Origin of the sequence: Streptomyces sp. NPDC007157, from assembly GCF_040634235.1 — a bacterium.
Lineage (GTDB): Bacteria > Actinomycetota > Actinomycetes > Streptomycetales > Streptomycetaceae > Streptomyces.
In genome coordinates, this window is sequence record NZ_JBEYFE010000021.1 from 22,863 (window position 1) to 42,119 (window position 19,257).

17 protein-coding genes are annotated in these 19,257 nt (G+C 73.5%); 13 read left to right on the forward strand and 4 right to left on the reverse strand.

The genetic code is table 11. The features are described from left to right. The first annotated feature begins 140 nt into the window (after nucleotides 1-140). The 5 genes from ABZ642_RS31820 to ABZ642_RS31840 all read left to right on the forward strand — a co-directional run bounded on the left by ABZ642_RS31820 (nucleotide 141) and on the right by ABZ642_RS31840 (nucleotide 5,537). Nucleotides 141-1,214 (forward strand): glycine betaine/L-proline ABC transporter ATP-binding protein, encoded by a 1,074-nt coding sequence (locus ABZ642_RS31820; protein ID WP_360490121.1) that lies wholly within the window; start codon nucleotides 141-143, stop codon nucleotides 1,212-1,214. Beyond that, nucleotides 1,207-2,994, forward strand: a complete 1,788-nt coding sequence (locus tag ABZ642_RS31825) for an ABC transporter permease/substrate binding protein (protein ID WP_360490123.1) — start codon at nucleotides 1,207-1,209, stop codon at nucleotides 2,992-2,994. The genes ABZ642_RS31820 and ABZ642_RS31825 overlap by 8 nt, the downstream gene beginning before the upstream one ends. 128 nt (nucleotides 2,995-3,122) lie before the next feature. Continuing rightward, nucleotides 3,123-4,100: a hypothetical protein gene (locus ABZ642_RS31830; RefSeq protein ID WP_360490125.1), complete on the forward strand. Its 978-nt coding sequence runs from the start codon at nucleotides 3,123-3,125 to the stop codon at nucleotides 4,098-4,100. Between the two features lie 151 nt (nucleotides 4,101-4,251). Further along, complete coding sequence (locus ABZ642_RS31835; protein WP_360490127.1) at nucleotides 4,252-4,821, forward strand: XRE family transcriptional regulator; 570 nt, start codon at nucleotides 4,252-4,254, stop codon at nucleotides 4,819-4,821. Further along, nucleotides 4,821-5,537, forward strand: a complete 717-nt coding sequence (locus ABZ642_RS31840) for a helical backbone metal receptor (protein ID WP_360490129.1) — start codon at nucleotides 4,821-4,823, stop codon at nucleotides 5,535-5,537. The genes ABZ642_RS31835 and ABZ642_RS31840 overlap by 1 nt, the downstream gene beginning before the upstream one ends. On the opposite strand, the gene ABZ642_RS31845 is transcribed toward ABZ642_RS31840, so the two are convergent. After that, nucleotides 5,449-6,567 carry a TDT family transporter gene (locus tag ABZ642_RS31845; RefSeq protein ID WP_360490131.1) on the reverse strand — a complete coding sequence of 373 codons (1,119 nt, stop codon included), beginning with the start codon at nucleotides 6,565-6,567 and terminating at the stop codon, nucleotides 5,449-5,451. The two genes, ABZ642_RS31840 and ABZ642_RS31845, sit on opposite strands and share 89 nt — an antisense overlap. A 70-nt stretch (nucleotides 6,568-6,637) precedes the next feature. Here ABZ642_RS31845 and ABZ642_RS31850 point away from each other — a divergent pair, with 70 nt between their 5' ends. Further along, nucleotides 6,638-7,576 carry a LysR family transcriptional regulator gene (locus ABZ642_RS31850; protein WP_360490133.1) on the forward strand — a complete coding sequence of 313 codons (939 nt, stop codon included), beginning with the start codon at nucleotides 6,638-6,640 and terminating at the stop codon, nucleotides 7,574-7,576. A gap of 70 nt (nucleotides 7,577-7,646) precedes the next feature. Beyond that, on the forward strand, nucleotides 7,647-8,600 hold the full coding sequence (locus ABZ642_RS31855) for an aminoglycoside phosphotransferase family protein (protein WP_360490135.1): 954 nt from the start codon (nucleotides 7,647-7,649) through the stop codon (nucleotides 8,598-8,600). On the opposite strand, the gene ABZ642_RS31860 is transcribed toward ABZ642_RS31855, so the two are convergent. Both ABZ642_RS31860 and ABZ642_RS31865 read right to left on the reverse strand, forming a co-directional pair. Continuing rightward, a complete protein-coding gene (locus ABZ642_RS31860) occupies nucleotides 8,584-9,270 on the reverse strand; it encodes a gamma-glutamyl-gamma-aminobutyrate hydrolase family protein (protein ID WP_360490137.1) in 687 nt (228 codons plus the stop codon). The genes ABZ642_RS31855 and ABZ642_RS31860 overlap by 17 nt on opposite strands. A gap of 53 nt (nucleotides 9,271-9,323) precedes the next feature. Beyond that, nucleotides 9,324-10,058, reverse strand: coding sequence for an FCD domain-containing protein (locus ABZ642_RS31865; RefSeq protein WP_360490139.1), 735 nt, complete (start codon nucleotides 10,056-10,058; stop codon nucleotides 9,324-9,326). A 95-nt stretch (nucleotides 10,059-10,153) separates the two neighbouring features. Between ABZ642_RS31865 and ABZ642_RS31870 the strand changes: the two genes are divergently transcribed. The 4 genes from ABZ642_RS31870 to ABZ642_RS31885 are packed head-to-tail and all read left to right on the forward strand — an operon-like array spanning nucleotide 10,154 to nucleotide 14,543. Then, nucleotides 10,154-11,512 carry a glutamine synthetase family protein gene (locus ABZ642_RS31870; RefSeq protein WP_360490141.1) on the forward strand — a complete coding sequence of 453 codons (1,359 nt, stop codon included), beginning with the start codon at nucleotides 10,154-10,156 and terminating at the stop codon, nucleotides 11,510-11,512. Nucleotides 11,513-11,520: 8 nt separating this feature from the next. Next, nucleotides 11,521-12,900: an aldehyde dehydrogenase family protein gene (locus ABZ642_RS31875; protein WP_360490143.1), complete on the forward strand. Its 1,380-nt coding sequence runs from the start codon at nucleotides 11,521-11,523 to the stop codon at nucleotides 12,898-12,900. Then, the gene (locus ABZ642_RS31880; protein ID WP_360490145.1) at nucleotides 12,897-13,688 is read left to right on the forward strand and encodes a 3-oxoacyl-ACP reductase; all 792 of its coding nucleotides are present in this window, start codon (nucleotides 12,897-12,899) and stop codon (nucleotides 13,686-13,688) included. The genes ABZ642_RS31875 and ABZ642_RS31880 overlap by 4 nt, the downstream gene beginning before the upstream one ends. A gap of 39 nt (nucleotides 13,689-13,727) precedes the next feature. After that, complete coding sequence (locus ABZ642_RS31885) at nucleotides 13,728-14,543, forward strand: DUF2510 domain-containing protein (protein WP_360490396.1); 816 nt, start codon at nucleotides 13,728-13,730, stop codon at nucleotides 14,541-14,543. On the opposite strand, the gene ABZ642_RS31890 is transcribed toward ABZ642_RS31885, so the two are convergent. Continuing rightward, a complete protein-coding gene (locus ABZ642_RS31890; protein ID WP_360490147.1) occupies nucleotides 14,540-15,742 on the reverse strand; it encodes an amino acid deaminase/aldolase in 1,203 nt (400 codons plus the stop codon). The two genes, ABZ642_RS31885 and ABZ642_RS31890, sit on opposite strands and share 4 nt — an antisense overlap. 263 nt (nucleotides 15,743-16,005) lie before the next feature. On the opposite strand from ABZ642_RS31890, the gene ABZ642_RS31895 reads away from it, so the two are divergent. Together ABZ642_RS31895 and mycP are read left to right on the forward strand one after the other, a co-directional pair. Continuing rightward, complete coding sequence (locus tag ABZ642_RS31895; RefSeq protein ID WP_360490149.1) at nucleotides 16,006-18,075, forward strand: hypothetical protein; 2,070 nt, start codon at nucleotides 16,006-16,008, stop codon at nucleotides 18,073-18,075. Further along, a complete protein-coding gene (gene mycP, locus ABZ642_RS31900; RefSeq protein WP_360490151.1) occupies nucleotides 18,072-19,235 on the forward strand; it encodes a type VII secretion-associated serine protease mycosin in 1,164 nt (387 codons plus the stop codon). The genes ABZ642_RS31895 and mycP overlap by 4 nt, the downstream gene beginning before the upstream one ends. Nucleotides 19,236-19,257 lie beyond the last annotated feature (22 nt).

Consider the following 19,257-nt stretch of genomic DNA (forward strand, 5'->3'; position numbering starts at 1 on the left):
TGCGGTTCGTGGAGACCTCGTGACCTGGCCCACTTGTGCGTTTGACCTGCGTGGACCCGGGCAGGCGCGGCTTCTGTCCCATGTCCCCGAGGCTCCGGGGCCTGCGTTTCCGAGGTCCGGCGCCCCCGAGAGAGGTTCGCGTGTCACCCAGGCTAGAGACCGAGCACCTGTACAAAGTCTTCGGCAGACGACCGGACACCGCCGTGGAACGGCTTCGTCAGGGAGCCGACCGGGAGGAGCTGCGCGCCGACGGCACCACGGCCGCCGTGATCGACGCCTCCTTCCGGGTCGACCCCGGCGAGATATTCGTCGTGATGGGCCTGTCCGGCTCCGGCAAGTCCACCCTGCTGCGCACGCTCAACGGCCTGCTGGAACCGACCGCGGGACAGGTCCGCTTCGACGGCCAGGACCTCACCGCGCTCACCGACCGCGAACTGCGAGAGCTGCGCTCGAAGAAGATCAGCATGGTCTTCCAGCACTTCGCGCTCTTCCCGCACCGCAGCGTCCGCGACAACGCCGCCTACGGCCTGGCCGTGCAGGGCGTGCCCCGCGCCGAGCGCGTCCGCCGCGCCGACGAGGCGCTCGCCCTGTGCGGACTGGCCGGCTGGGAGGACTCCTGGCCCGACGAACTCTCCGGCGGCATGCAGCAGCGCGTCGGCCTGGCCCGGGCCCTGGCCACCGACGCCGATCTGCTCCTCATGGACGAGTCGTTCAGCGCCCTGGACCCGCTGATCCGCCGCGACATGCAGGACCAGCTGCTGGAACTGCAGAAGACCCTGAAGAAGACGATCGTCTTCATCACCCACGACCTCAACGAGGCCATGCGCCTGGGCGACCGCATCGCCGTGATGCGCGACGGCCGTATCGTCCAGACCGGCACGGCCGAGGACATCCTGCTGCGCCCCGCCGACGACTACGTCGCCTCCTTCACCCAGGACGTCGACCGCTCCCGGGTGCTGACCGCCGCCGCGGTCATGGACTCCGACGTGGCCGGCGACGAGGCGGACTGCGACTGCGCCACCGCGACCCCCGACACCCCGTTCACCGAACTGTGCGCGCTCAGCGCCCGGTTGCCCCACCCGGTCGCCGTCCTGGACCGGGACAACGCCGTCGTGGGCGTCGTACCGCAGCAGCGTCTGGTCGGTTTCCTCGCGGAGGACACCGGCGAACCCGTCGTCTGCGACGGTGGAGAGAAGGTGACCGCCCGTGCCTAGGCTGCATCTCGGCGACTGGGTCGACTCCGGTGTGAACTGGCTGGTCGCGCACATGTCCTGGCTCTTCGACGCGATCCGCACGGTCGTCGAGGGCATGTACGACGGCATCGACGGCGTCCTCACCGCCCCCGCACCCCTGCTGCTGGCAGGCATCTTCGCGGTCCTGGCCTGGTGGCTGCGCGGAGTGACCGCGGGCGTCCTGGCCTTCGCCGGATTCGCGCTCGTGGACTCCCTCGACCTGTGGGACCGCGCGATGTCCACCCTGGCGCTGGTCCTGGTCGCCACGGTGATCGCGCTGGTCATCTCGGTCCCGCTGGGCATCTGGGCAGCCCGCTCCCGGGCGGTCAGCGCGGCCGTACGACCGGTTCTGGACCTGCTCCAGACCATGCCGTCGATGGTCCTGCTCATCCCGGCCATCCTCTTCTTCGGCCTGGGCACCGCCGCGGGCGTGATCGCCACCCTGATCTTCGCGCTCGCTCCCGGCGTCCGCATGACCGAGCTGGGCATCCGCCAGGTCGACGCCGAACTGGTCGAGGCCGCCGAGGCGTTCGGCACCACACCCCGCGACACCCTGCTGCGCGTCCAGCTGCCGCTCGCGCTCCCGACCATCATGGCCGGCGTCAACCAGGTCATCATGCTGGGCCTGTCGATGGTCGTCATCGCCGGCATGGTCGGCACCGGCGGCCTCGGTGGCGCCGTCAACGAGGCCATCGGCCAGCTCGACATCGGCTTCGGCTTCGAGGCGGGCGTCGGCATCGTCGTCCTCGCCATCTACCTCGACCGCATGACCAGCGCGCTCGGCACCCAGCTGTCCCCGCTCGGCCGCCGCGCCGCCGCCAAGGTCCACCCCACCCCCTGGACCTACCGCCCCCGCCCGGCCGTCGCCGTCGTCGGTGTGGTGGTCCTCGCCCTGGTCGCGGGCGGCATGGGCATCTTCGGCTCCTCCTCCGACACCGCCCCGGCCTCGGCCACGGACGTCGGCAAGGGCAAGGAGATCAAGGTCGGCTACATCCCCTGGGACGAGGGCATCGCCTCCACCTTCCTCTGGAAGGAACTGCTGGAGGAACGCGGATACAAGGTCACCACCAGCCAGTACGCGGCCGGTCCCCTCTACACCGGCCTCGCCACCGGCCAGCTGGACTTCGAGACCGACTCCTGGCTGCCCACCACGCACGCCGAGTACTGGAAGAAGTACGGCAAGCAGCTCGACGACCTCGGCAGCTGGTACGGCCCCACCTCCCTGGAGCTGACCGTCCCCTCGTACGTGAAGGACGTCAACTCCCTGGCCGACCTGAAGAACCACGCCTCGGAGTTCGGCGGGAAGATCGTCGGCATCGAGCCCAGCGCCGGCATGATGGGCCTGCTCAAGTCCAAGGTCCTCAAGGAGTACGGCCTCGACGGCAGTTACCAGGTCGTCGACGGCTCCACGCCCGCCATGCTCGCCGAGCTCAAGCGGGCCTACGCCAAGCGGCAGCCGATCCTCGTCACCCTGTGGTCCCCGCACTGGGCCTACAGCGACTACGACCTGAAGAAGCTGAAGGACCCGCAGGGCGCCTGGGGCTCCGGCGACGGCGTGCACACCCTGTCCCGCAAGGGCTTCGCCGGGGACAACCCCGAGGTCGGCAAGTGGCTCAAGGACTTCTCCATGACGGAGAAGCAGCTCACCGGCCTGGAGGCCGAGATCCAGAAGGCCGGCCAGGGCAAGGAACAGGACGCGGTCCGGGCCTGGCTGAAGCGCAACCCGGGGCTCGTCGACAAGTGGGCGCCGATCCGGAAGTGAACGAGGCGGGCCGCCGCCCGAAGCCGCACCGCCGGTGTGGCGAAGCCCACCTCTTGCGGCCCGCTTCGGGCGGGGCCGGGGCCCGTACTCTCTGACGCCCCGGTCCCGCCCGTTCCTGTGAGCAGCCCGTGATCCGCAGGCTTCTGCCTCTCCTGCTGTTGCTGACGGCCGCGGTGACCGTGCCGCAGCTCTCCGAGGCGAGCCCGGACCCGGCCTCGGCCGCCACTGCCCGGTTCGAGGCGCTCGCCGGGGACGTGACACGGGCGGACGGCGCGGTCTTCGACGCCCGGGACACCACCGGCCGCACCATGGACACCGCCGAGATCACCCCGATACCCGGGGCGTACGGCGGCGGCTACCTCGCCGTCTACCACACCGCCCTCACCGACGGCCGCTTCCACACGGCCGTCGCCACCTCCACCGACCTGCGCACCTGGACCCGCCGCCACGACTTCGGGCCGGGCACCAGCCAGCCCGCCCTGCACGGTGACGGCACCGGCGGATGGGTCCTCGCCTACGAAAAGGATCCGGCCAACCACATAGCGCTACGGCATTACCCGAGCCTCACCGCCCTGCTGACCGGCGCGGCCGACCGCGCGTTCGACGCACCCCGCACGCTGTCCCGCTGCGCCGAGGGCACCCCGGACATCACCGCGGTCCACGGCGACACCGTGGAACTGACCGGCCACTACCGCGCCGACTGCGCCACCGACCGCCAACTCCGCGCCACCCTGCGGGACTTCACCGTCTGGCAAGCCCGCGCAGATCAGCGCCTCGACCTGGCCCTGCTGGCCTGGGGCACCGCCGGGAACATCGGGGACCGCTCACGCATTGAACTGGTGGGGCGCCCCCTCGTCCTGATCGAGGGCCAGCGCCTGCGTGACGACTTCGGCAGCTGGTCGACCTACGCCTACGACCCCGCATCCGGCCGGGCCGACCGGCTGCGCCTGCGCACCCCCGGCGGCAGCCGCTCCTTCGCCAATCCGTCGGCCACGCTGCTCACCGACCCCGACGGCCGCCCGGCCCTCCTGGTCAGCGTCTTCATCCCGAAGGAGGAGTCCGCGCCCGGCGAGTCCGGCGAGCTCGTCTACTGGCGCGAACTGTGAGGGTCGGGCTCACCCGACGTGACGGGGATGTGACGGCCGCCTGAAACGGTTTGCCGAACATGCGTAGGGTGCAGAGAACCCAGCAGAGGGGGCCCGGCCGAAGCGGGGCACCCGGTAGACGGAACGACGAGCGAAGGAGGGAGCCGCAGCGATGGGCGACCACAAAGACCAGCAGCCCGTGCGGGTGGGCGCGGCAGTCCGGCGGCGCCGTCGCGCGCTGGAGCTCACCCTCGCCGTCGTGGCCGAGCGCAGCGGCCTGTCGGTGCCCTTCCTGAGCCAGATCGAGAACGACCGGGCCCGGCCCAGCCGCACCTCACTGGAGAAGCTGGCCGACGCCCTGCGCACCACGGCCGTCGAACTCCTCGCCGCCGCCGACCCGGCGTGCAGCGTGGACGTCGTGCGCGCGGACGTCACCGAACCGGACTTCGCGCGCAAGGTGCGCTCCCTGGTGCGCGGCCATCACCAGCTGCACGCCTCGGAGTTCACCGGCGACCACGACGCCGGCCGCGAATTCCAGCACCGCAACGACGAGTTGATGTACGTCGCCGACGGCGCGGTGGAGATCGAGGCCGAGGGCCGCGCCTACCGCCTGGGCCGCGGCGACACCCTCTACCTCACCGGCGGAGTCCGCCACCGCTGGCGGGCGACGGTCCCGGACACCCGGGTCATCGTGGTCGCGGTGGCGGAACACATCGAGGCGGTCCAGGACCGCCCCCGCTGATGCGCGTGGTCTCCCTGGTCCCCTCGCTCACCGAGGCGGTCGCTCTCACGCTCCCCGGCGTCCTCGTCGGCGCCACCGACTGGTGCACCCATCCGGCCGACCTCGACGTCACCCGTGTCGGCGGTACCAAGAACCCCGAGCTGGACCGGGTCCTCGCCCTGGCCCCCGACCTGGTGATCGCCAACGAGGAGGAGAACCGCGCCCCCGACCTGGACGCCCTGCGGACGGCCGGCGTGGAGGTGCTGGTCACGGAGGTACGGGAGGTACCGCAGGCCTTCCGGGAGCTGGCCCGCCTCCTGGCCGCGTGCGGCGCGCGCACCCGCCCGCGCTGGCTGGACGAGGCCGAGGGGGCCTGGTCGACACCGGTGCCCGAGCCCCGTACCACCGCGGTCGTCCCGATCTGGCGGCGCCCGTGGATGGTCCTGGGCCGGGACACCTTCGCGGGGGACGTCCTCAGGCGGCTCGGGACCGAGAACCTGTACGCCGCCCACCCCGAGCGGTATCCCCGCATCCCGGTCGAGGAACTCAACGACGTACGGCCCGACCTGGTCGTCCTCCCGGACGAGCCCTACCGCTTCACCGCCGGCGACGGCCCGGAGGCCTTCCCCGGCCTGCCGTGCGCACTGGTCAGCGGACGGCACCTGACGTGGTACGGCCCGTCACTGGCCGAGGCGCCACGGCTGCTGGCCGGGGGCCTGCGAGCAGCTCGCCGCTGAGCAGCCCGCGCACGGTGCCGGCGGCGGCCGCCAGCCAGCCGGCGACGAGGAGGGCGTACAGCCCCACCGCCAGCCAGTCGTACACCGCCAGCCCGGTGTGCCGGCCCAGCGCGGCGGCGCCCGTGACGCACGTCCCCACGGGGAAGGTGAACGCCCACCACGTCATGGCGAACCGCATGCCCTGCCGGCGTGCCCGCACCACGTGCGCGACCGCCAGCGCCAGCCACAGCAGCGCGAACCCCATGACCGGAACGCCGTAGAGCACGGCGAGGAGGCCGAAACCGGCGGCGTACGGGGCCGGGACCACCCCGGGGGCGAGGTCCGCGAAGGCACCGACCGCCGTGGTGGACTGCCCGAGCGGGCCCAGCACCAGGAAGATCGTGGGGGTGAGCGCCAGGGGCAGCGGACCGCGGGTGACCAGCCGGGCGAAGACCAGCGTCAGCATCAGCAGCGTGGCCAGCAGGCTCAGCCCGAAGAGCGCGAAGCAGCCGTAGAGCAGGGTCTCGCGCGGCTGCCCGGGCGGCAGATACGGGACCAGCCGCGGCCCGAGCGCGGCCGACACCATGGGCGCGACCAGCGGCAGCAGCCACACCGGAGTGGCCTGACCGGGCTCGGCCCGATGCCGTACGGCCAGCAGGTACGGCACGGCGACGGCGGCCGCGAGCCCCACGGCCGTACCGGCGACGAACAGCACGGCGTCCAGGGCCACGGCCGCGGGCTCGCCGATCCAGTCCTGCCCGAGGGCGAGGGCACCGCCGCCGACCGCGAGCAGGGCCATGGCGAGACAGCCGTAGAAGGGGGCCACGGCCGGGTCGCGGAGGTGGGCGAGGGCCTGGTCGCGGTGGTGGGTCCAGTGCAGGGCGCGGGCGACCAGCAGGACCAGGAGTTGCAGCAGGGACAGTGCCCAGATGCCGACGAAGAGCTCGCGCGGACCGTCGGCGCCGAGCGCGGCGCCGCCGAGGGCGAGGGCTGCGGTGCCCATGACGGAGGCGTACCAGTTGGGGCCGAGATGCCGGACTGCGGTGACCATGAACCCACCGTCCCGCTGACGCGGGGCCGCGACCAGGGAGTCCGTGTCTATGGGGGCATAAGCTGGTCTTATGAGCAAGACGGGCGAGGCGGGCGAGACGGGGGATCGGGCGGCCCACGGCGCACTTGCGCACCGTGTGCCGGATCTCGGTGCGCTGGAGCTGCTCCTGGCGGTGGCCCGGCTGGGCAGCCTCGGGGCGGCGGCCCGGGAGGTCGGCATCACCCAGCCCGCCGCCAGCAGCCGGATCCGCTCGATGGAACGGCAGCTGGGCGTGGCCCTCGTCGACCGCTCACCACGCGGCTCGCGGCTCACCGACGCGGGGGCGCTGGTGACCGACTGGGCGCGGCGGGTGGTGGAGGCGGCGGAGGCCTTCGACGCGGGCGCGCAGGCGCTGCGGGACCGACGGGACTCGCGGCTGCGGGTCGCCGCCAGCATGACCATCGCCGAGTACCTTCTCCCCGGCTGGCTGCTCGCGCTGCGGGCCCAGCGCCCCGACACGGCGGTGTCGCTGCTCGCCGGAAACTCCGCGGCGGTGGCGGAACGGCTGCTCGCGGACGAGGCGGACCTGGGCTTCGTGGAGGGGCTGACGGTTCCGCAGGGCCTGGACTCGGCGGTGATCGCCCACGACCGCCTGATCGTGGTGACGGCCCCCGGGCACCCGTGGGCCCGCCGCCGACGCCCGCTGGCGGCCGAGGAACTGGCGGCGACCCCCCTGATCCTGCGCGAACGCGGCTCCGGGACCCGCCAGGTCCTCGACGCGGCCCTGGGCGGCCTGGCCCGCCCGCTGATCGAGCTGTCGTCGACGACGGCGGTGAAGGCGTCGGCGGTCGGCGGCGCGGGTCCGGCGGTCCTGAGCGAACTGGCGGTGGGCGAGGAGCTGGCGATGCGGCGGTTGGTGAGCATCCCGGTGGAGGGCATCGCACTACGGCGCGACCTGCGAGCGGTCTGGCCGACGGGCCACCGCCCCACCGGCCCGGCCCGCGAGCTGCTTTCCCTGACCCGGGGGTGAGGGACCGGGCCGTCGCGGCCGACGCGAAAACCTTTGGCGGTGTCCACGCCGTGCCCTCCACCATCGCCCCATGCCCACCCCCGTCCCGGCCGCCGAAGGCACCCGTACCCCCTGGGAAGCCCTCCCCGCCCCCGTCCGTACCGCCGTCGCGGAACTGCTGGGCGGCGCCCCGGTCACCCACGCCACCACCCAGCCCGGCGGCTTCTCCCCGGGCGTCGCCGCCCGGATCCGCACCGCCGCCCACCGCACCGCCTTCGTCAAGGCGGTCAGTGCCGACTCCAACCCCGACAGCCCCGCCCTGCACCGTGCGGAGGCCCGCAACGCCGCCGCCCTCCCCGCCTCCGTCCCCGCACCCCGCCTCCTCGGCAGCTACGACGACGGCACCTGGGTGGCCCTGGTCTTCGAGGAGGTCGACGGCCACCAGCCCCGCATCCCCTGGCGTCCGGACGAACTGCGCCGCGTCCTCGACGCCGTCGCCGCCCTCGGCCGTACCCTCACCCCTTCCCCCGTCGCCGCCCCGCCCGCCGCCGAGCACCTCGGCGACACCTTCGACGGCTGGCGCACCCTGATCGAGGCCCCCGACGGCGTCGCCGACCGCCTCGGCGGGTGGACCGTCTCCCACCTCGCCGAGCTGGCCGAACTCGCCGCGCCCTGGCGCGATTCCGTGGCCGGCGACACGCTCGCCCACGCCGATCTGCGCGCCGACAACATGCTGCTGACGGCCGACGGGGGAGTCGTCTTCGTGGACTGGCCGCACGCGGTGCGGGCCGCCCCCTGGTTCGACCTGCTGGTGATGCTGCCGTGCGTACGGGCGCAGGGCGGCCCGGATCCGGAGGACCTGTTCACCGCGCATCCGCTCGGCCGGGACGCGGACCCGGCCGCCGTGACGGCCACCCTCGCCGCCCTGACCGGCTACTTCCTGGAGCACTCGGTGCGGCCCGCGCCGCCCGGCCTGCCCACCCTGCGCCCCTTCCAGCGCGCGCAGGGCGACGCGGCGCTGGCCTGGCTCAGGACGCGGCTGTGATCAGTGCCCGCATCACCCGGAGGTCCTCGCCCATCTCGGGGTGCCACTGGACGCCGAGGACCCAACCCTGTGCGGCGGGGAGTTCGATCGCCTCGACCGTCCCGTCGGCCGCGTGGGCCGAGGCCAGCAGGCCGCTGCCGAGGCGGTCCACCGCCTGGTGGTGGAAGGTGGGGACGGCGGTCTCCTCCGGGACGGTGTCGGCGTACCGCGTCCCGGGCACCGGCTTCACCTCGTGCCGGCCGAAGACTCCCGGCACCTCCGCGTGGCCGTCCACGTGCTGGACGAGGGTGCCGCCGAGGGCGACGTTCAGGAGCTGCATGCCCCGGCAGATGCCGAGCAGCGGTGTGCCCGCCGCCAGCGCCGCGTCGATCAGGGCCAGCTCCCAGGCGTCCCGGGCACGGGCGGGGCGGCCGGTGCGGGGGTCGGGTTCGGCGCCGTAGCGGACCGGCTCCACGTCCGGGCCGCCCGCGATCACCAGGCCGTCCAGGCGGGCCACCGTCGCCGCCGCGTGCCGCGGGTCGTCCGGCGGCAGCAGCGCGGCCAGGCCGCCCGCCCGCTGGACCAGCCGTGGGTAGCCGGCCGGCAGCAGGGCCGCCTCCAGCTCCCAGACGCCCCAGCGCGCCCCGGCCTCCAGATAGGTGCTCACGCCGATCAGCGGCCGTCCGGCCATGGACCCTCCCTCAAAGGTGTGCTTCCACACCTTTATGGCACGGCGAGGGGCCGTTACGCCAGAAAGCCCCGGAGCAGGGCGGCCGTCCCCGCACAGTGCTCGCGCATCATCTCCCGGGCGCCGTCCGCGTCCCCGTCCAGGACCGCCTCGACCAGGGCGATGTGCTGGCGCTGCGAGTGCTCCAGGTTGCGGACCAGGAGCGGGATGCAGTCGAGGAGGTCGTTGACGGTCGCCCGGACCGCCGCGTACTGGGCGGTCAGGGAGGGCGAGCCGCACAGTTCGGCGATCGTGAGGTGGAGCAGGGTGTCCAGGCGGCGGTAGTCCGCGAGCGGTGCCTCGTGGGTGCGGGCCAGGGCGTCGCGGAGGCGGTCCGCCTGGTCGTCCGACAGCCCGTGCGCCGCGCACAGCCCGGCCGCGCCGACCTCGAGGACCTCGCGGAAGCGCAGCACGTCCTCGATGTCGACCTCGGCGATCCGGCGCCGCAGCTCGTCCTCGCCGCCCGCGTCGGCGCGCGGCAGCACGAACGTGCCGCCGTACCGTCCGCGCCGGGACTCCACCAGGCCCTGGTCCTGGAGCACCTTCAGCACCTCGCGCAGCGTCACCCGGCTGATCCCCAGCCGCTCCGCCAGCTCCCGCTCGGCGGGCAGCCGCTCGCCGCCCGGAACCAGACCCAGCCGGACGACCTGGAGGATCTGCTCCAGCGCCTCCTCGAAGCCGTTGCCCGCCCGTACCGGTCGCAACACCGGCGTCAACGGGTCGTCGAGGGTGCCGTCCGCATCCAGCGACATATGGCCGTACCCCCTTCCCAAGCAATGGTTCTCAGCAATACCTTAGAACTCCCGGCCCGGCCGCAGCAGCGCGATGAAGCCCAAGGAGTCCTCCCGTGGCAGACCGCACACCCCCGCTCAGCGTCGAGGAACTGCACACCCTCGTCGCGAGCGGTGAGATCGACACTGTCGTCCTGGCCTTCCCGGATATGCAAGGGCGACTGCAGGGAAAGCGGTTCGCGGCCCGCTTCTTCCTCGACGAGGTCCTGCGCCACGGCACCGAGGGCTGCAACTACCTGCTCGCCGTGGACACCGAGATGAACACGGTCGACGGCTACGCCATGTCCTCCTGGGACCGCGGCTACGGCGACTTCGCCATGCACCCCGACCTCGCCACCCTCCGCCGGGTGCCCTGGAACGCGGGCACCGCCATGCTCATCGCCGACCTCGCCTGGAACGACGGCTCCCCGGTCGTCGCCGCGCCCCGGCAGATCCTCCGCCGCCAGCTGGAGCGCCTCGCCGAACTCGGCTACACCGCACAGGTCGGTACGGAGCTGGAGTTCATCGTGTTCAAGGACACCTACGAGGCCGCCTGGGACGCCGACTACCGGGGGCTGACCCCGGCCAACCAGTACAACATCGACTACTCGGTGCTGGGCACCGGGCGGATCGAGCCGCTGCTGCGCCGGATCCGGAACGACATGGCGGGGGCCGGGCTGACCGTCGAGTCCGCCAAGGGCGAGTGCAATCCGGGCCAGCACGAGATCGTCTTCCGGTACGACGAGGCCCTCGTCACCTGCGACCAGCACGCCATCTACAAGACCGGTGCCAAGGAGATCGCCGCCCAGGAGGGCGTCTCCCTCACCTTCATGGCCAAGTACAACGAGCGGGAGGGCAACTCCTGCCACATCCACCTGTCGTTGACGGACGCGGACGGCGCCAACACCTTCGCCTCCCAGGACGGCATGTCCGAGGTCATGCGGCACTTCCTCGCCGGACAGCTGGCCGCCCTCCGTGACTTCTCGCTCCTGTACGCGCCCAACATCAACAGCTACAAGCGGTTCCAGCCGGGCTCCTTCGCCCCGACCGCGGTCGCCTGGGGCCAGGACAACCGCACCTGCGCGCTCAGAGTCGTCGGCCACGGCCGCTCACTGCGCTTCGAGAACCGGCTGCCCGGCGGCGACGTCAACCCGCACCTCGCCGTCGCCGGACTGGTCGCGGCCGGGCTGTACGGCATCGAGCAGAAGCTCGAACTCCCCGAGCCCTGCCCCGGCAACGCCTACACCGCCGACTTCGCGCACGTCCCGACCACGCTCCGGGAGGCCGCCGAGCTCTGGGAGAACAGCCCCATCGCCCGGGCCGCCTTCGGCGACGAGGTCGTCGCGCACTACCGCAACATGGCCCGCGTCGAGCTGGCCGCCTTCGACGCCGCGGTGACCGACTGGGAGCTGCGCCGCTCCTTCGAACGCATGTGAGGCACCACTTGTCGCAACAGTACGAACTCGACGTCCTCAACCCGGCCACGGAAGAGGTGATCGCGACCGTCCCGGGGGCTGTGGAGGAGGACATCGACACCGCCGTACGACGGGCCGCCGAGGCCCAGCAGCGGTGGGCCGCGCTCGCACCCGGCGACCGGGCCCGACTGCTGCGCCGGTTCGCCGTCCTCGTCGACGAACACCGCGAGGAGCTCGCCCGGTTGGAGGTCCGGGAGGCCGGGCACACCATCGGCAACGCCCGCTGGGAGGCGGGCAACGTCCGGGACCTGCTCGACTACGCGGCCGGCGGAGTCGAGCGGCTGACGGGGCGCCAGATCCCGGTCCCCGGCGGCCTCGACATCACCCTCCTCGAACCCCTCGGGGTCGTCGGCGTGATCGCCCCCTGGAACTTCCCCATGCCGATCGCGGCCTGGGGCACCGCACCCGCCCTCGCGGCCGGCAACGCGGTGCTCCTGAAACCCGCCGAGACCACCCCCCTGACCGCGCTCCGCCTCGCCGAACTCGCCCTGGCGGCAGGCCTGCCCGAGCACCTCTTCCAGGTACTGCCCGGCCGCGGTGACATCGCGGGCGAGGCCCTGGTCCGCCACCCCGGCGTCGCCAAGATCGTGTTCACCGGCTCCACGGCCGTCGGCAAGCGCATCATGGCGCTCTGCGCCGACCAGGTGAAGCGCGTGACCCTCGAACTCGGCGGCAAGAGCCCCAACATCGTCTTCGCCGACGCCGACATCGAGGCCGCCGCGGCCGCCGCCCCCGTGTCCTTCCTGGACAACTCCGGCCAGGACTGCTGCGCCCGCACCCGCATCCTCGTCCAACGGTCCGTCCACGACCGCTTCCTGGAACTGCTCGCCCCCGCGATCGAGGCCGTCACCGTCGGCGACCCGGCCGACGAGAAGACCGACATGGGCCCGCTGATCTCCAGGTCCCAGCTGGACCGCGTCCGTTCGTACGTCGACCCCGAGGCGCCCGGCATCCGGGGCAAGGCCCCCGAGGGCCCCGGCTTCTGGTTCCCGCCCACCGTCCTCACCGGCGTCGACCCGCACGCGCGCGTGGCCGTCGAGGAGGTCTTCGGCCCGGTCGCCGCCGTCATCCCCTTCGACGACGAGGCCGACGCGATCCGCATCGCCAACGACACCGACTACGGCCTCTCCGGCTCCCTGTGGACCCGGGACGTCGGCCGCGCACTGCGTGTCTCGGGGGCCGTCAAGGCCGGCAACCTGTCCGTCAACTCCCACTCCAGCGTCCGCTACTGGACCCCCTTCGGCGGCTACAAGCAGTCGGGGATCGGCCGCGAGCTCGGCCCGGACGCGCTCACCGCCTTCACCGAGACCAAGAACGTCTTCATCAGCACGGAGGGCCCCGCACAGTGACCGCTGAGACCCCTGACATCGTCTGCCGCCGACTCGTCGGCCGCACCGCCGTCATCACCGGAGCCGGCAGCGGCATCGGCCTCGCCACCGCACGGCGGCTCGCCTCCGAGGGCGCGCACGTCGTCTGCGGCGACGTCGACGACACCCGCGGCAAGGCCGCCGCCGAGGAGGTCGGCGGGCTCTTCGTGAAGGTCGACGTCACCGACGCCGAACAGGTCGAGGCCCTCTTCCGGACGGCATACGACACCTACGGCAGCGTCGACATCGCCTTCAACAACGCCGGCATCTCGCCGCCCGACGACGACTCCATCCTGGAGACCGGCCTGGAGGCCTGGAAGCGCGTCCAGGAGGTCAACCTCACCTCCGTCTACCTGTGCTGCAAGGCCGCCATCCCCTACATGCGGCGCCAGGGCAAGGGCTCCATCATCAACACCGCGTCCTTCGTGGCCCGGATGGGCGCGGCCACCTCGCAGATCTCCTACACCGCGTCCAAGGGCGGAGTTCTGGCCATGTCCCGCGAACTGGGCGTCCAGTTCGCCCGGGAGGGCATCCGCGTCAACGCGCTGTGCCCGGGACCGGTCAACACCCCCCTCCTCCAGGAACTGTTCGCCAAGGACCCCGAGCGGGCCGCCCGCCGCCTCGTCCACATCCCGCTCGGCCGGTTCGCCGAGGCCGAGGAGATCGCCGCCGCCGTCGCCTTCCTGGCCAGCGACGACTCCTCGTTCGTCAACGCCAGCGACTTCCTGGTGGACGGCGGGATCTCCGGCGCGTACGTCACACCCCTGTAGGAGCCGCCCCAACTCCCGTCCTACAGTGCGGGAGTGAGCATGACGCCGCCCGGCTGGTACCGCGACCCACAGGCTCCGCACCTGGAGCGCTGGTGGGACGGCAGGACCTGGACCGAGCACCGGCGCACCCCGTCCGGCCTCCCCGCGCCGCCGATCCCGGCGGCCGGGGCGTCCGCACGCGCCAAGGCGGTCGCCCTGATATCCGCCGGGGCCGTGCTGGCGACGGCGATCGTCGGCGGCGCCACCGTGCTCCGCACCGACGACCTGCGCGCCGGCACGGACACCGCGATCAACACCGCCCCCACCGGCCCGCCGCCCCCGTCCCTGGTCGTCGACCAGCTCAACGGCATCTCCCTGCCGGTCCCGAGCGGCTGGACCGGCTCCTCGTACCTCGCCCAGGACGACGTCGTGATGACCACCGACGGCACCTACGCCTGCCCGGCCGACACCGGCCGGTGCCGCCACGGCGAGGTCCAGAGCCGTACCGCGGGCAGCGCCGACGGCAGCTCCGCGCGCACCGTCGCCGAACGGGACGTACCGGACGCGGCCGAGACGGCCTACGGCCACGAACCCGGCGGCGAACGGCCCTTCGGCGGCATCCGGTCCCATCAGGTCGTCAAGGCCGGGCGAGTCGCGGTCGCCGGCGGCGACGGATACCTGGTGCGCTGGCGGGTCAGGACGGCCGAGGGACCCGGCGGCTACGTCCAGTCCCTCGCCTTTCCCTCCCACACCGGCATCCCGGCCCCGGTCGTCGTCCGGTTCGCCTTCGACGCCGGCCCGGACGGACCGCCGCTGTCCGACATGGACGCGATCACCAGCGGCATCCGCCCGGTGGACCGGAAACCGGAGGGTTAGAGGAAGGTGTGACCTTCCCCGCGGTACGTCGGCACGGTCGCCGTCACCCGGTCGCCCTCGACCAGCTGCAGCTCGGCGAACCGCTCGCACAGCTCGCCCGCCTTGGCGTGCCGGAACCACACCTTGTCGCCGATCAGCAGGTCGTCCGCCGCGGAGCCGAGCAGCGGGGTCTGCACCTCGCCGGGGCCCTCCTGCGGGTCGTACGACAGCCCCTGCGGGAGGTACGGCACCGGCAGCCGGTCGGGGCCCGCGGCGCCCGAGGCCGGGTAGCCGCCGCCGAGGACGGTGACGACCCCGACGCCGGGCCGCCGGACCACCGGCATGGCGAACAGGGCGGCCGGGCGGCCGGTGAACGACGTGTAGTTGTCGAAGAGCCGGGGCACGTACAGGCCCGACCCTGCGGCTATCTCGGTGACCGCGTCCTCAGCCGCCGTGGTCTGCACACTGCCCGTGCCGCCGCCGTTGACGAACTCCAGGTCCGGCGCCACCGCCCGGACCGCCCGCACCACCGCGGCGCGCCGCTCGGCCAGCTCACGGCGGGCGGTGGCCTGCATCAGCCGGACCGCGCGGGAGCGCAGCGGCCGGCCGGCGACACTGTCCCCGACCCCGGCGATGTGCCCCTCGTACGCCATGATCCCGACCAGCTGGAAGCCCGGCCGCCGGGCCACGGTCCGCGCCAGGTCGGCGAGCTGGGCGGGGGAGTACAGCGGCGAACGCCGGGCGCCGACCCGCACCCGCCCGCCGAACAGCTTCAGCGAGGTGTCCAACTCCAGGCAGACCCGCACCACTTCGCTGCCGCCGGCGCGGGCCGCGTCGATCAGGTCGAGGTGGGCCGGGTCGTCGATCATCACCGTCACGGCCGCGGCGAGCTTGGGATCGGCGGCCAGCTCGGCGAACCGGGCGCGGTCGGCGGACGGATAGGCCAGCAGGATGTCCTCGAAACCCGAGCGCGCGAGCCACAGCGACTCCGCGAGCGTGAAGGACATGATCCCGGCGAAACCGTCCTTCGCGAGGACCCGTTCCAGCAGGTGCCGGCAGCGTACGGACTTGCTCGCGACCCGCACCGGCTTGCCGCCGGCCCGGCGCACGAGATCGTCCGCGTTGGCGTCGAATGCCTCCAGGTCGACGATCGCGAGAGGGGCGTCCAGATGGGCGGTGGCCCGGTCGTAACGGGCCCGGTCGGCGGCGCGCGCAGTCATGAACGAAGCCTGCCAGACAGGATTACCGCAGGGTAGGGGGACGATACGGGCAGATGCCCCGCGGTCGTGGACTGGTTCCCGTTCGCTCTCGGACAACCCGTAGAGTGACGCGCACGTACGGCGGAACGACCCCGGCCGCCTGACCCGCGCGGGGATGCGGATCCGCGTGTGCGGGTATGCGTGCCCGGGGCGGACGTCTCCGCGCCGGGGAGTACGCCGGCCCGTACGCGGAGTTGGCCCGGGCAGGAGGAAACGGGGGGCGCATGAGCACGGAAGCGCGGCACGCCCCGATCCCGCGACGCCCTTCGCCCGACCCCGCGCCCACCACCGACCCCGCGCCCCCCATCGGCGGCGCGGCCGACGGGGCGGCCGGCCAGGGTGAGGCGCCGGGTACCGCCGACGCGAGCGGCCGGACCGACGGGCCGGGGTTCTTCGACCGGCCGAACCGGGTGAACTGGTCGCAGCGGTCCGACGTATCCACTGGTAGCGCCGACGCCACCGGGCAGGACCAGTTGCCGGGACGGCCCGGTGCGCAGCAGAGTCGTGAGGACCGGACGAGTCGGGGCGGTGCGGTGGCGCAGGGCGAACAGGGTGCGGGGGAGCGGGCGGCCGCCCGCCCGGCTACCGCCGAGCGCATCACACGCCCCCGCTACCCCGACCTCCACCCCCCGCAGAGCCCGCCCCCGGCACCCCCGCCACCGGCCTCGGCCCGCTTCCCGGACACCCCACCCACCAGCTCCGCCCGGGAAACCGACCGCACCACACCGTCCACCCCCTCCGCCGGACAGCCCACCCGGCTCGCACCGCCCGCGCCCTCCGGCCGGGAGGGCGGCGGCATCACACCGGCCACGGCTTCCGGATGGGAGAGCGGGCGGAGTGTGCCGTCCGGGCCGGCCGGCCGGGAGGACCGCCGGACCGAGTCGTCGGTGTCGCGCGAAGAGGATCGCCGAAACGAGCGGTCGGCGTCTCCGGGGAGGGAGGGCGGTCGCGGGGCGCAGCCCTGGTCGCCGTACCGGCCCGGGCTGTCGGACCGGCGCCCGGAGTCCGCTTCGGAATCGACCGCCTCGCTACGTCCCGTCCGCGCCCCGGAGGAACCGGAGGCGTCGTCGGACGGGCGGCGCGGTACCGCCGGACCGGCGGCCGCCGGCGAGACGGCCGCAGGTACCTCCGGCGTGCCCGGGACCAGGCGGCCCGAGCGGCCGCGCAGCGACTTCTCGCCCTCCTTCGGGGCGCCGGAGTCGGGCACCGCGTGGAGCCCGCACATGCGGACGTTCCCGGTGCCGACGGCCCCGCCGCGCCCCGGGACGCCCCCGAAAGCCACCCCGCCGCCGCGCCCGGCGAAGCCCCCCACGCCCACCGCCCCGCCGCTCCCACCCCGCCCGACGACACCCCCGGCCCCCGCCGCTGCCCCGCCCACCGGGGACACCGCCTCCTCGCTGTACGGCCCCGGCCCGGCGCCGGACCCCGCGATGTCCTGGACCGCCGCCGCGGGAACGCCCGGCAGGGACCGGCCCGTCGTGACGTTCGGCGAACCCGAGGGGTACGACGAGCGAGGGTGGGGGCGTTCGTTGGTCAGCCGGGTGGCGCCCCGTACCGCCGCAGCCGCCGCCTGCATGGTGCTCGGACTCGGACTCATCGGTGGCGCGGTGACCGGAAGCTGGATCGTCGACGACGACGGGGACCTGGCCGCCGCCAGCAGCTTCAGCTCGGCCGCCGGCCTGTGGCACAACGTGCCCGTCGACGAACTCTTCCCGCCCACCGTGCAGGGCACCGGCGCCGGCCCCGGCGGAGCCGACCGCACCTGGACCCGGATCGCTGTCGCCTCCGCCTCCGGCTGCGCCGACGCCTTCGACCCGCTGCTGCGCAAGGCCCTCGCCCCGGTCGGCTGCCAGCGCCTGATCCGGGCCACCTACACCGACGCCACCCAGAGCTATGTGACGACCGTGGGGCTGCTGTTCACCAAGGCCGAACCGGCCGGGATGACCGCCCTCGCCAAGCGGTTCAAGGACGAGCACCTGGACCGCCGTACCGACCTGATGCCCCTCCCGTACGCCGCCAAGGGCACCGCCGCCGAGCGCTTCGGCCGGCACCAGCGCGCCTCCTGGACGATCTCCGTGCTCACCGACGCCCCGGTCGTCGCCTACGCCGTCTCCGGCTGGGCCGACGGCCGTACCGTCGACACCCCGCAGTCCGCCGCCGACGCGGAGGCGTCCGGCGCCACCACGGCCGCGGCCCAGGCCGGCCTCGGCAACGAGGCCCAGGGACTGGCCGACCGCATCGAACGGCGACTGCGGCAGAACACCGTAGGCCCGGCAACGGAGAAGCCCTCATGAAGCGCCGCGCAACCGGGGCCGCGCTGAGCCTGCTGCTCGCCGGCTCGCTCGCCCTCCTGCCGTCCACGACCGCCTACGCCGACAGCATCCGCGCCCAGCAGTGGGGCCTGTCCGCCCTGCACCTCGACGAGGTCTGGCGGACCACCAAGGGCAAGGGCGTCACCGTCGCCGTCCTGGACACCGGTGTCGAGGCCGACCACCCCGACCTGGTCGGCAACGTCCTCACCGCCAAGGACATGATCGGCTTCGGCGCCAAGCCCGGCGAACGCACCTGGGCCCGGCACGGCACCGCCATGGCCGGCATCATCGCCGGTCACGGCCACGGGGTCGGCCATGGTGAAGGCGTGATGGGGGTCGCCCCGGAAGCCAAGATCCTGCCCGTCCGGGTCATCCTCGAAGACGGCGACAACGCCCGCGGCAAGGCCCGTTCCACCCGGGGCAACGCCCTCGCCGAGGGCATCCGCTGGGCCGCGGACCACGGTGCCGACGTCATCAACCTCTCCCTCGGCGACGACTCCGACTCCGCGCACCCCGAGCCGAGCGAGGACGAGGCCATCCAGTACGCCCTGAAGAAGGACGTCGTGGTCGTGGCCTCGGCCGGCAACGGCGGCGACAAGGGCGACCACATCTCCTACCCGGCCGCGTACCCGGGCGTCATCGCCGCCACCGCGGTGGACAAGTTCGGCACCCGTGCCGCCTTCTCCACCCGCCGCTGGTACGCCACGATCAGCGCACCCGGCGTCGACATCGTCATCGCCGACCCGGACCACAAGTACTACGAGGGCTGGGGCACGAGCGCCGCCTCGGCCTTCGTGTCAGGTGCCGTGGCCCTGGTCAAGGCCGCCCATCCCGGCCTCACCCCGGCCCAGATCAAGAAGCTCCTGGAGGACACGGCCCGCGACGCCCCCTCCGGCGGCCGCGACGACTCCCGGGGCTTCGGCATGATCGACCCGGCGGCGGCGATCAAGGACGCGGCCAGGCTGAAGACACAGAGCCTGACCTCGGCGTCTTACGGCAAGAAGTACTTCGGCCCGGGCCCGGACACGGCGAAGGAGACCACGAGCGCGACGGACTGGGCGGCCCCACTGGCGGGCGGCGCGGGCGGCGTGTTGCTGGTGGCGGCGGGAGTCATGTGGCGCAACCGCCGCAGACCGATCTGACCAGCCCGTCTTCCGGACCGCC